General features: G+C 38.3%; 7 protein-coding genes and 3 pseudogenes. 6 read left to right on the forward strand and 4 right to left on the reverse strand.

Annotated elements, in window-relative coordinates:
* Nucleotides 1-388: 388 nt before the first annotated feature.
* The gene (locus NSTC731_RS26795) at nt 389-1,216 is read right to left on the reverse strand and encodes an alpha/beta fold hydrolase (protein WP_445627603.1); all 828 of its coding nucleotides are present in this window, start codon (nt 1,214-1,216) and stop codon (nt 389-391) included.
* A gap of 239 nt (nt 1,217-1,455) precedes the next feature.
* Nucleotides 1,456-2,111, reverse strand: a pseudogene (locus tag NSTC731_RS26800) (ATP-binding protein); the annotation flags it as partial.
* 498 nt (nt 2,112-2,609) lie between these two features.
* Between NSTC731_RS26800 and NSTC731_RS26805 the strand changes: the two are divergent.
* Nucleotides 2,610-4,067 (forward strand): sensor histidine kinase, encoded by a 1,458-nt coding sequence (locus NSTC731_RS26805; RefSeq protein ID WP_445627604.1) that lies wholly within the window; start codon nt 2,610-2,612, stop codon nt 4,065-4,067.
* Between the two features lie 122 nt (nt 4,068-4,189).
* On the opposite strand, the pseudogene NSTC731_RS26810 reads toward NSTC731_RS26805, so the two are convergent.
* Nucleotides 4,190-4,585 (reverse strand): annotated as a pseudogene (locus tag NSTC731_RS26810) (ISAs1 family transposase); the annotation flags it as partial.
* 34 nt (nt 4,586-4,619) lie between these two features.
* Nucleotides 4,620-4,986: pseudogene (locus tag NSTC731_RS26815) on the reverse strand (IS5 family transposase); the annotation flags it as partial.
* 412 nt (nt 4,987-5,398) lie between these two features.
* Between NSTC731_RS26815 and NSTC731_RS26820 the strand changes: the two are divergent.
* The 5 genes from NSTC731_RS26820 to NSTC731_RS26840 all read left to right on the forward strand — a co-directional run bounded on the left by NSTC731_RS26820 (nt 5,399) and on the right by NSTC731_RS26840 (nt 11,770).
* Nucleotides 5,399-7,705, forward strand: a complete 2,307-nt coding sequence (locus NSTC731_RS26820) for a TOMM precursor leader peptide-binding protein (protein ID WP_445627605.1) — start codon at nt 5,399-5,401, stop codon at nt 7,703-7,705.
* Nucleotides 7,706-7,924: 219 nt separating this feature from the next.
* Nucleotides 7,925-8,083, forward strand: coding sequence for a LysM peptidoglycan-binding domain-containing protein (locus tag NSTC731_RS26825; RefSeq protein ID WP_445627606.1), 159 nt, complete (start codon nt 7,925-7,927; stop codon nt 8,081-8,083).
* A 357-nt stretch (nt 8,084-8,440) separates the two neighbouring features.
* Nucleotides 8,441-8,770 (forward strand): 3D domain-containing protein, encoded by a 330-nt coding sequence (locus NSTC731_RS26830; RefSeq protein ID WP_445627607.1) that lies wholly within the window; start codon nt 8,441-8,443, stop codon nt 8,768-8,770.
* 509 nt (nt 8,771-9,279) lie between these two features.
* On the forward strand, nt 9,280-10,368 hold the full coding sequence (locus tag NSTC731_RS26835; RefSeq protein ID WP_445627608.1) for an amidohydrolase family protein: 1,089 nt from the start codon (nt 9,280-9,282) through the stop codon (nt 10,366-10,368).
* Nucleotides 10,369-10,396: 28 nt separating this feature from the next.
* Nucleotides 10,397-11,770 (forward strand): hypothetical protein, encoded by a 1,374-nt coding sequence (locus tag NSTC731_RS26840; protein WP_445627609.1) that lies wholly within the window; start codon nt 10,397-10,399, stop codon nt 11,768-11,770.
* The last annotated feature ends 89 nt before the right edge of the window (nt 11,771-11,859 follow it).

Consider the following 11,859-nt stretch of genomic DNA (forward strand, 5'->3'; position numbering starts at 1 on the left):
TGCCCGCCCTTCTGTACTTCATTCAGATGAAATGTGCTGTATAATTACAAGAAATAAAATATCAGTTTACCAAAGTATAAAATCCATTTATCCCAATACTGATGCCAAGGATAGCAATTCAAAAAAGCGATCGGATTTACTGGTAGCTGACAAATGCTTAAAAAATCAAAACCTCATTTTGACCCGACTCCTGCTCGAAACTCGATTTTTCGTCATGATTCTGATTATTGTTGAGTGGTTTTACTAAACTCCAATCGATTGTTTATAACCTCACTTCTCCAATTTTTAGATTCCTGCTCAACCTTGATTTTTATTTTTCCTCTGCCTAAAGTGACAAAAGAGGGATAATTAGATAACTAGCCCACTTACTTAATTTCAAGGGTGATGGTTAAGTTTGAGGAGGTTTGCCCTGATGAGTTTGCTCAAGTTTACAAATAAAATCTAGTATGAATGATGTAAATTTCTCAGGATACCAGAGTCCCCATTCGTGAAATCCTTCTTTTACAATAACTAATTTAGAGCCGGGAATAATTGCCGCCATTTCTTGGGCGTTACTTAATGTCGTAGTTAAGTCTTTTTCTGACCATACTAGCAAACAAGGAGCTTGGATTTTTGGTAGTAGATGGCTGATATCTTCGTATAAAGAAATTAGCAATCCTTGAATGACATTTTTTGTATTAAATAACAAGTTATAGGAGAAAACCAAAGGAATATCAACTAATTTTAACCTGAGTCTTGGCAGAAACAGTTGAGCGGTCATTTCGATTGCCCTTCGCGGGATCATCTCCGGTATAGATGGTGTAGGAATTCCAGTACTATCTATCAGAATTACACTTCTGACTTTTTGTGGAACAAGTGTACATAAAGTAATAGCAATACCGCCACCGAATGAGTGTCCTACTAGATGAAATTCTTGTAAATCTAAAACTTCCAAAAATGAAAGGAGAAATTTGCTATAGCTAACGTAATCAGAAATTAGACCAGAGTAAGTCGATCTTGCAAAACTGGGCAAGTCAGGAGCAATTATAGTATAGTGCTGTGCTAGTAGTTCCAGCACTTCTTGATAAGGCTCAGTAGAGATTCCCCAGCCGTGTAGCAATAGGATGGGGGTTGAACTCGAATCCAACTTACTTTGCTGATAAAAAATAGTGCAATCTTGTAAATCGACCTGATGATTAGTTAATTGAGAGTTCAAAACCACAACCTCATTTACCATAACTCGGTAATTTATTTCTACTGTTATATAACAGTAGCAAGCCCACAGGGTTGACGAAACTTTCTCAAGGCTTATATAAAATCGAATTCGGAATTAATAAACTTAAATTAGTAGCACTTTCAAGAGAAAGATCTGTTGCCTAATGAAAGAAGAATTGGTATTACTGATCGCGGGGAAACCGCCGCATCATCTTCTGCAATGGCACAGCCTAGTCATCTGGCACATACACAACCTCGCCCGACATTGCCATCTGGCCATTGCACTGGAACCATCGGCAGTACCTTCGGATCTTCCGGGAAACGCTGGGTCAACGTTCCGTAATCATCGGAGAATTTTAACGACAGCGGCATTGTAAAAACCAAATGGCAGTTGAGCTTTGTCAAAAACTCCCCCTGAACCACAAACAAGTATACCTGTTGCGGACGACCCCACGGCTTAATCCGGTTATCTATGCGCTCTAGGAGTTCACGATTAATCGCCTCCAGTGTCTGGTCTTCTGTGGCCCCAGGTATTGGTTGAGTTTCCCCCACAGTTGAGGATCGCTTTTGGTTTTAGTTGTGATTTCACTAATTCCCAATGCTAAGGAGAATTTCTCTTTTTCTGCTGAGAAACAAACATCGCCTACTGGTGTTTTTACCCTTAGCCCTGTCACTTCCGAATCTAGCACTCTCAACACGCCTTGCAGCAATTCATAGAATTTGTTCGGTTCCGAGAGCATGATTTTCTCCAGGCTTTGGCTCACACGACGGGCGATCGCTAGCAAAACATCTGCAATGTCCACGTCTGTCATTTCTAAGTCTTCACTCGACTCAAAATATACTACGTGATAACCTGACTCTTCTAGTTCTACTTGTAACCTTACTAGCTCTGTCGATTTCCCACAGCCAATACAACCCATCATTTGTATTTTTGTAAACCATTGGGCCAAGTACTTGACGCTGGATTGCCTGTGAGATGCTTAGGCACTTTGCGACTTGTCGCAGACATCACTTCCTAAACACTTGGCTCAAAGCCTGCTTATTTCATAATACATTGTCGTTGATACAGTCTATGAGAATGAATTATAGCCTCAACCTTTATTATTTCGTTGTTTTACGACTCAACAGGACAAGTCAGAACGTTAATAAGCCAAATATAACAACTAGTTAATATTTGATAGCGATTTGGGCAAAATGATCTCAGGCTGTTCACATGACAGTAGATTTGGCCAAATTCTCTAACGATAACTTCTTCACCAGCAAATTTATAGATATGAGCAACTGTACCAAAACAAAATCTACGCATGGTTATCGCATTTTCAAATTACTTTACTCTGGTAATAGACAAATCAATTCACTGTATTGAGATATACATAGCTTTCTCAATGTCTAAAACTAAAAAATAGTGAATCAGTATGTCTATCGAAGAGTTAAATCAAGAGTTAATCAGCTTACGCCAATGCCTTCAGCAACTAAAAACAGAAAATGCTGAACTCCGCCAGACAGTTCTAGAATATACTAATCAATTACAGCAGCAACACAAGAGCGAACAGCAAGCTGCACTGCATGAGCGCCAACTGATAGAAGAACAACTGCAAACTGCTCAACAGTTTCTGCATTCTGTGATTCAAACAATGCCTGTAGCAGTTTTTGTCAAAGATGCGGTCGATCTGCGAATTATCTTATGTAATCGAGCCTCGGAAAAGTTAGCTGGTGTCAGTGCCGATGAAATTTTAGGGAACAACGACTACGACCTATTTCCCAAGGAAGAGGCTGATTTTTTTACCCAGCGAGATCGCGAAGCACTTAATAGTAAAACATTGTTAGAGATCCCGGAAGAAAGAATTCGGACAAAAAGCGGCGACACACGCATTTTACAGATTAAAAAAGTTCCGATTCTTGATTCTCAAGGTCAGCCTAAATATTTACTAGTGGTTCGAGACGACATTACAGAACATAAACAAGCAGAAGCTCAACTTAAACAGCAAGCAATAGAACTAGAACAAGCGCTCAAAGAATTACAAACTACTCAAGCTCAACTCATCCAAAGTGAGAAAATGTCTTCTCTAGGTCAATTAGTTGCTGGAGTTGCCCATGAAATCAATAATCCAGTTAATTTTATCTACGGCAATTTAACTTACGCTAACAAATATATCCAAGAACTACTAAATCTACTTTATCTTTACCGCATAAACTATCCTAATCCTGCACTTGAAATTCAAAAGACAATTCAGGCGATGGAATTCGATTTTTTAGTCGAAGATTTGCCAAAATTACTCTCTTCAATGCAATTCGGTGCTGAACGCATCCAGCAAATCGTGGTTTCTCTTCGTACCTTTTCACGGCTAGATGAAGCTGAGTTAAAAGCAGCAGATATCCATCAAGGTATTGACAGTGCTTTGATTATTTTAGAACACAGATTTAAAACAAAAGTAAATTATCCTCCAATTCAAGTAATTAAAGATTATGGCAAGTTACCCTTGATTGAATGCTATGCCAGACAGCTAAATCAAGTATTCATGAACATCTTGACTAATGCAGTTGATGCTTTAGAAGATTCATTAATTCAAGGGAAACTATCACATAACCAGCCACAAATTCGCATTTCTACTCAAAAAATAAATGCTCAACAAATAATCGTTCGGATCGTAGATAATGGCCCTGGTATTCCCGAACAAATTAGACAGAAGTTATTTGATCCTTTTTTTACTACCAAAGCTGTTGGTAAAGGTGCTGGGCTAGGTTTATCGGTTAGCTATCAAATTATTACCGAGCGGCATGGTGGTTCGTTAGAGTGTGTTTCTTCTCCTGGGTGGGGAGCAGAATTTATTATTACAATTCCAGTTGCACAGCCCAAACATTACTGTGCTTAGGTTACAGCCACGAATTGCTATGTCTCTTCAACTCTCTAGTCCAACCCACGATCAATACACTAATTTCTCTGAATGCTAAAGCACAAGAGCAGGGGACTGCTTTAGGTTTGAACGCATCTTATTTAAGTATCTCTAATGGTATTGGGCCTATAATTGCTGGAACACTTAGAGGCTAATTCTAAAAGTTTTTCTAAATATTTATTATCCATTGCTGCGAGAAATTGTTTATTTTTGATGCCCAGTTTGACGCGCTTCTCTTGACCTAAAATATTGACTGCTATCTGACGCAATACTGCAAAATTTGGTGGGGCATTATCTTTTCTAATCCGACAGTCATCCTCGTTTAATGCTACATCAAGTACCCAATGTAGCGAATTTTCAATCCCCCAATGATTGCGAACATAATTTGCAAGTTTTTGAGCATTATTATCAAGACTACTAATAAAATAACGAGTTTCAACTGTTGTTTTACCATCTAATGAACGGACAGACTCTACCATGCCAACACTATTAAAGTTTGACCAAACTGATTCTGGGTCAAGCCGAATTACCGCCATCAAAACCGTACACATCCCCCTTTTTTGGTCAGTTTTGACTGACTGTCTGCGGCGAGGGCGCTGGGTTGTGTTGATTTACCTAATTTTAAGCGAACCTGACCGCGCAGTGAATGGTTTAATTTTTCCCATACCCCAAAGCGCTGCCATTTGCGGTAGTAATTGTATACAGTTGAGCTGGGTGGGAAATCCAAGGGAAGCATATTCCATTGGCATCCTGTCTTCAGGTGATAGTAGATAGCATTGCATACTTCCCGCATATCAGTTGTGCGCGGGTGTCCTCCAAATTTCGCTGGTGGAATCAAGGGGGCTAGGATTTCCCACTCCATATCCGTTAAGTTTGTGAGGTAAGACTTTCGCGCCATACATAACTATGTAAATACACTATGTTTAAGGTATCTTATCGTTATCAGAACTCTTTTCTCCTCGCTTTTAGATTTACTTTATAAATAACCTCTGAGTTATTCCATTGCTTTTTATAAAAAGTTATGAGTTTTTATATGAGCTTTTATATTACCTTTTGAAATGATTTAATAAAAATTGTGTAACAATAATTTAAAAGCTACCTGAGATTCATTATAAATTCCGTTAAAATACAATGGGCGGAAATCTATTTTGCTTCTCAACTATCATTGATAGTACCAAAATTTGATTTCTAAATTTACTAAATACATCTAAACATGTTTTCAACAAAGAATAAGATCAAAAACAATTAACTACAAGTTAACTCTACTAAAATGACACTTTAATTAGTAAATAAACAATTAATAAAGCTCAATGGAACTTAAAATCAAATTTAATCCTTGTTATTCTGTTCAAACTATAGAAGCGGACAATATCTTTTTTTTGTCAGAAAGAGGAAAAGTCTGGTTAAACGATCATCTTTCTCATACTTTAGTTGCTTTCATCGATGGTAATCGCAATATTGACGAAATTATTGATACCATTCAACAGTCGCTACTGCAAGATCCAAAATCTTTACAGTCAGCTACCACTTTTTTCCAAGAAGTTCTCAATGTGAGTATTAAAGCCCAATATGCTTTATTACAAATGCAACAAAAGGGCTATCTTATTCAAGAAGATAATTCTCTCCCATCGCACTTAGAAATCTTCTGCCATCATCTTAATATTGCTCCCGCAGTAGCTCATCAAAGATTGCGCTCGACTAAAGTAGCAGTAAAAGCATTAGGTTCAGTTGCTGCATCTGACTTGATTGCTGTGCTTGAGTCTCTGCAAATTCAAGTAGCAGATGAAGGTAATTTGACAGTAGTTTTAACCGATGATTATCTCAATGTTGAGCTAGAGAAGTTCAATCAACAAGCCTTAAAATCCCAAACTCCTTGGATACTTGTTAAGCCATCAGGGACAATAGTCTGGATAGGCCCTTTATTTAATCCTCAGAAAACGGGTTGTTGGAGCTGTTTAGCCCAGCGTTTGCGAGAGAATAGACCGATTGAAGAGTTTATTGAGAGACAGAAGCAAATTTCTTCCCCTTTAATTCCTCCTTTAGGATTTTTGTCATCTACAGTACAAACCGCTTTAGGAATGGTAGCCACAGAGGTGTTTAAGTGGATTGTCCAAGGAGAAAATCAACAATTAGAAAGCAATTTGATTGCTTACGATGCGATCGCACTGCAAACTCAAAATCATCGCTGGGTGAAGCGTCCTCAATGTTCTAGTTGTGGAGAGATGGTAAATGGGTTAACCAACAACCCCCTACCTGTTGTTTTAGAACACCGCCAGAAAACCTTTACTGTCGATGGAGGACACCGTATTTGTTCGCCACAAGAAACTCTCAGGAAATATCAACATCATATTAGCCCCATTACTGGTGTTGTGCGAGAACTAAATAAAATTCCTGGGAATGGATTAACTCATAATTACATTGCTAAACATCATTTTCTCAGTGTTTTCGACGATGTAGCTAGTTTGCGCCAAAATTTGGGGGGTAGAAGTGCGGGGAAAGGTAGGACTGACTCTCAAGCGATGGCTAGTGGTTTTTGCGAAGCGATCGAGCGATATTCTGGGGTGTTTCAAGGGTATGAAATTAGAGAAAAAGGCAGTTACCAACAAATGGGGGACAAAGCGATCCATCCCAATGTTTGTATGAACTTCAGCCAACAGCAATATCAGAATAGAGAGCAATGGAATGTTGAATCTCAAGGTTGGTTTCAAAAAGTACCCGAACCTTTTAATGAAGAAAGAGAAATTGACTGGACTCCCGTTTGGTCTTTAACCCATCAAGAGTTTAAGTATCTGCCAACGGCTTACTGTTATTATGGCTATCGACCATCCTATAAACCCGACTGTTGGGCTGATTCTAATGGATGTGCAGCGGGTAATACTCTTGAAGAAGCTATTCTGCAAGGGTTTATGGAGTTAGTAGAGCGTGATGCTGTCGCGTTATGGTGGTATAACTCTCTACAAAAGCCTCAAGTGGATTTAGATAGTTTCGACGAGCCTTATTTTCAAAACCTGAAGCAATATTATCAAACTATTAATCGAGAAATTTGGGTTTTAGATATTACCAGCGATCTGAATATTCCAGTTTTTGCTGCTGTGACTCGAAGAAGCGATCGCTCTGTAGAAGATATTGTTTTGGGTTATGGCGCTCATTTCGATGCCAAGATTGCTATTAGTCGAGCCTTGACTGAAGTTAACCAAATTTTACCTAATGTTTTATTTGCCAAAGCTGATGGAAGTACTGAATATCCCCCGTCAGCAGATGGCTTGGCGGTAGATTGGTGGAAAACCGCAACTTTAAGCGAGCAACCTTATTTAGTTCCAAGCAAGAGCATTGCTGCTAAAGTCAGTGGCGATTATCGCGAAATAGCAAGTGACGATTTACTCGAAGATGTCAAGTTCTGTCAACAAATCGTTGAGAACAAAGGTTTAGAAATGCTGGTTTTAGATCAGACTCGTCCCGATATTGGACTTCACGTTACCAAGGTAATCGTTCCGGGAATGCGCCATATGTGGAAAAGGTTAGCACCCGGACGGCTTTATGAAGTTCCGGTGAAAATGGGTTGGTTGTCAGAGCCGCTGACACAAGAGCGACTCAATTGTTTTCCCATGTGGATGTGAGGTTCTCCTTACTGAAGGATCTTATTTTTCATGAGTTTTTCTATGAGTTCTGGGATGAGTTTTATGAGTTTCAGAGACTAAGAAAAAAACTAATATCAAAGGTAGTTCACTGCGATTGAAGCTCACGTTCCACACCCTCAAGTGTCACAAACTGAAGGAAAGAATAAAAGCTTTAAAACCGCAATTTGATGCAAATCTCAATTTTTTAAGGAGAAAAACATGGCACAACAATACACTGTTAAAGCGGGGGACACATTATTTAGCATTGCGCAACAGTTTTATAAAGATGGCAATCTATGGGGGAAGATTTCTACAGCAAATCACAATCTGAACCCTAATAGTTTACAACCTGGTACTGTACTTCAAATTCCTGATTAGAACATCTGCAAAATAGCTATTACTAGCAGTAGTTACTAGGAATACAGAAGGTTAGTTTGCTTGGCTAACCTTCTGCAACTATAACTAACTAAGGTTATGTGGGCTATCACCAACCTACAACACTAGGGCAAGATTATGGTTCCGATTGCGGCAATCTTATCGTCCCACTAACATTGATTGACAAAATGCGTTTTTTCTTAACATCTCACGGATGTAGTTTGCACACACACTAGGGCTTGCACCACACCAACTTTCTGTCAATATCTAAGTTTTAACTTGATAAGAGTGCTTTCACTCCAAGTGATAGACTTTATTCACCAATTTGATACAAAATCTCAATCTTTTAAGGAGAAAATCATGTCTACTGAATTGAATTTAGAAGCTACTTTTTACAGTAGAGAACAATCTACACTCCCAGACGGAACAGTACAGCCACCTGCTACTGGTGAGTTTGGCGTTACATTGCAACAAGCACGTGCCGGCCAATCACCTCTACAGTGTGCGGTAGATCCAAACGTTATTCCTTTACTAACAGACTTGACTTTAAGACTTTGGGATGGACAAGAAGTTTCTGCTAAAAGTCTAGATACAGGTACGGCTATTCAAGGTAACAGAATCGATATATATGTTGATACAAACGATGAAGCTATTAATTTAGGTATACAAAACGTAATAGCATTTTTTTAATATTGCTGTTTTCTGTTGCTGTGGCTTACTATCTTGTAGAGTCTCTAACACACCTTGAAAAGGCTGATTATAAGGTTGTAATTATAACGACCAGAGGCTGTTATAATTCAAAATTGTCCGCCACTTGCCTATAGCATCTGTTTCCAATTTCTTTATTTGTACGGAGTTTTTTATGTCATTTACAACGATACAACTTGCACAACAGATGCATAAACCAAATCTTGATATATGGACTTACTATAATCTACAAAATCAGGGGTCTTTCTTGATTCACTTTCGAGTTAAAATCCCTAAAAAGCCCATTCGATAATACTTTTGACTTTTGACTTTCGCCTTGCGGTAGTAGTACCATCAAGACGATTTCACCGATTGTTTGATAAAAATAGAGCTGACGCAACTGGCATGTAAAACTGTAGGATGTGTGAAGCTACCAAAAAATTTCAGCGCAGTAATCAGATTTGTAGCGTTACGCACCAATTCCCAATTCTGAGCCAGATTGATTAGAGATCATGCTAAACGGATATTCGATTATTGATGCTGATTGCCACGTTATTGAACCTCCCAGTATGTGGACTGAATATCTCGAACCAGAATTTAAACAGTTTGCTCCCTCAGCAGACATGAAAATTCAAGGGGAAGACATTGTAAAAAAAGTCTCTAGACAAGTTCGAGATAAGGGGAATAAGCAGATGATGTCAGCTCATCCTAATGCTTATTTCCAAAGCTACAATGTCGAGTCTCACGTTCAAGAGATGATGCTGATGGGGATCGATCTGGCATTCCTTTATCCAACTTATGGATTGTGGCTTTGGGCAATCGATACTATGCAACCGGAAGTTGCTGGCGCTTTTACCCGTGCCTATAACAATTGGTTAAAAGACTTTTGCAGTTACGCTCCAGATAAATTGAAGGGGGTAGGAGCAATTAATCTGCACGCGCCAGAGTCAATGGTGCATCAATTGCATAAAATTGTCGATTTTGGCTGGACAGCAGTGTTTTTACGCCCTAACCCTGTCAAAGGAAGACTGTTGAGCGACTGCGCTTACGAGCCTTTTTGGACAGAATGCGAGCGACTAGGAATAGCAGTAGGCATTCATGAAGGAACTCACAGCCGTTTGCCAACTACTGGAACAGAAAGATTTAACACTCGTTTTGCTACCCATGCTTGTTCTCATCCGATGGAACAGATGATGGCTTTATTAGCCTTGATTGAAGGAGGGGTATTAGAACGTCATCCAAAGCTGAAAGTGGCTTTTCTGGAGTCCGGTTGTGGCTGGCTTCCTTACTGGCTGTGGCGACTAGATGAAGAATACGAAAATTTACATTGGGAGGATAAAATTAATGATAATGTCAAAATCAAGCCATCAGAGTATTTTCGTCGCCAGTGCTTTATTGCCATAGAGCCTTCAGAACCATTACTGGCTCAGGTGATTGAATATATTGGCACAGACAATTTAATTTTTGGTTCGGATTATCCGCATATGGATCATAAGCCGAACATTGTTGCAGAGATGGTAAAGCTTGAGGAAACTTTATCGAAAGAAACTGTGCAAAAGATTCTTTGGAATAATCCTTGTCGTTTTTACAATTTGTCTTGAATTAGAGATTATATAGGAGGAAAAGATAATGTCGCAAGGATCAAATGATTTAACTGATGCAATGAATGGGTCGAATACAGCAAAACAATTAATTGAGAGCATTTCTGAAAAGAAACCTGATTCAAAACCATCAACTGATATTGATTCTGAAAAGAAACCTGATTCAAAATCATCAACTGATATTGATTCTCAAAAAAGAAATGTATTCAATTTACAAGAATTTACTCCAATAAGTGCAATTGACACTCAAGTATTTGGAACAATTACTTCTGGAGAACAACCAAAATTAATAGAAGCACAGTGGTATAAAGCCAACACTGTTTACCAAATATTAGAAGTAAGGAAGCCTAATAAAGAAAAGAGAAAAGGTAAAAATATAGTTACAACTATAGTAGCGAAAGAAAGAGGTAATGGGTCTGATAATATTCAATCAGAGAATTTCAATAAGTATTCCCTTGACCAGCAGACAATAGACAAGCTTCAAGATTATCCAAAAAAAGGCGATGGCAGTAATATTTCTTCATATTTGCCCTCATCAGGAGTCGTTTTTTCAAAAGGTTTTTTCGATGCATTATCTAGCTTTCAATTTAAAAAATTTGAACAAAATGAAATAATTACTAAACAAATTGAACAAAATGAAATAACTAATTTTTATCACCCGATACGAACTCTATTATATAGCCGAAAAATATCTCAGTTGATTTCTAAAACTTGGTGGTCTTATTTAGAAGCACAAAAGAATGAATTATGGGATAAATTTATTGCTGGTGAATGGGAAGATATTATTAACTATGAAAAGGATATTAACCCTAACTATGGTTTTGATATTTTAGATGGTCTTATAGCTAGAGAGATTTTTCTGTATGGTGGGGCAGAACCTCCTGACTACCCCGATCCGGAAAACTCCTTTTACTCTCCTTTAAAGGATTATTCAGAAAAACGGGATCAAGCAAGATTTTTAATTTTACCTAGCAGCAGAAGTTGGCAAGGAATTAGTTTATCACTTTTATTAGCTGGGCAAGCATATTACCAAAGAGTAGATAATAACAAATACCACCAAATTTCCCAACCGATTTTCAGTACAGGTGAAATAACTATGCTGCATAGTTTAGAAGTAGATTGGGGGAAGTTTCAGGGTGATATCAAAGAAATTATAATCAACCATGAAAAACCTTGGGTAGGTTATCATATTGTTATCCCTTATCCTCCAATACCTTATGGTGCTGATCCAGATGCTATTAAAAAATGGGCGTGGGCCAAAGAAGAGCCAGGAATGAGTGATTTTCCCTTTTATAGAAAGGAAGAGGTAAAGGATGGGGAAAAGGTAGAGGATGCCAAATATTTAATGGACGTGGACTATTTTAAGCCTCCCTATCCCTATATTCCACTCAGTTGTACTTAATTAAAAAGTTACTTATTGAAAATAAAAATTCAAGTAGGTACTTTGCTGTGGCCTAAAATTGAGACACTATGATAAAATCCTGGAAAACC

It is taken from the genome of Nostoc sp. DSM 114167 (assembly GCF_052692655.1).

Coding starts and splice junctions, on each gene's coding strand:
- NSTC731_RS26795 (WP_445627603.1), bottom strand. CDS start 1,216: ATGGTAAATGAGGTTGTGGTTTTGAACTCTCAATTAACTAATCATCAG.
- NSTC731_RS26825 (WP_445627606.1), top strand. CDS start 7,925: ATGGCACAACAATACACTGTTAAAGCGGGGGACACATTATTTAGCATT.
- NSTC731_RS26830 (WP_445627607.1), top strand. CDS start 8,441: ATGTCTACTGAATTGAATTTAGAAGCTACTTTTTACAGTAGAGAACAA.
- NSTC731_RS26805 (WP_445627604.1), top strand. CDS start 2,610: ATGTCTATCGAAGAGTTAAATCAAGAGTTAATCAGCTTACGCCAATGC.
- NSTC731_RS26820 (WP_445627605.1), top strand. CDS start 5,399: ATGGAACTTAAAATCAAATTTAATCCTTGTTATTCTGTTCAAACTATA.
- NSTC731_RS26835 (WP_445627608.1), top strand. CDS start 9,280: ATGCTAAACGGATATTCGATTATTGATGCTGATTGCCACGTTATTGAA.
- NSTC731_RS26840 (WP_445627609.1), top strand. CDS start 10,397: ATGTCGCAAGGATCAAATGATTTAACTGATGCAATGAATGGGTCGAAT.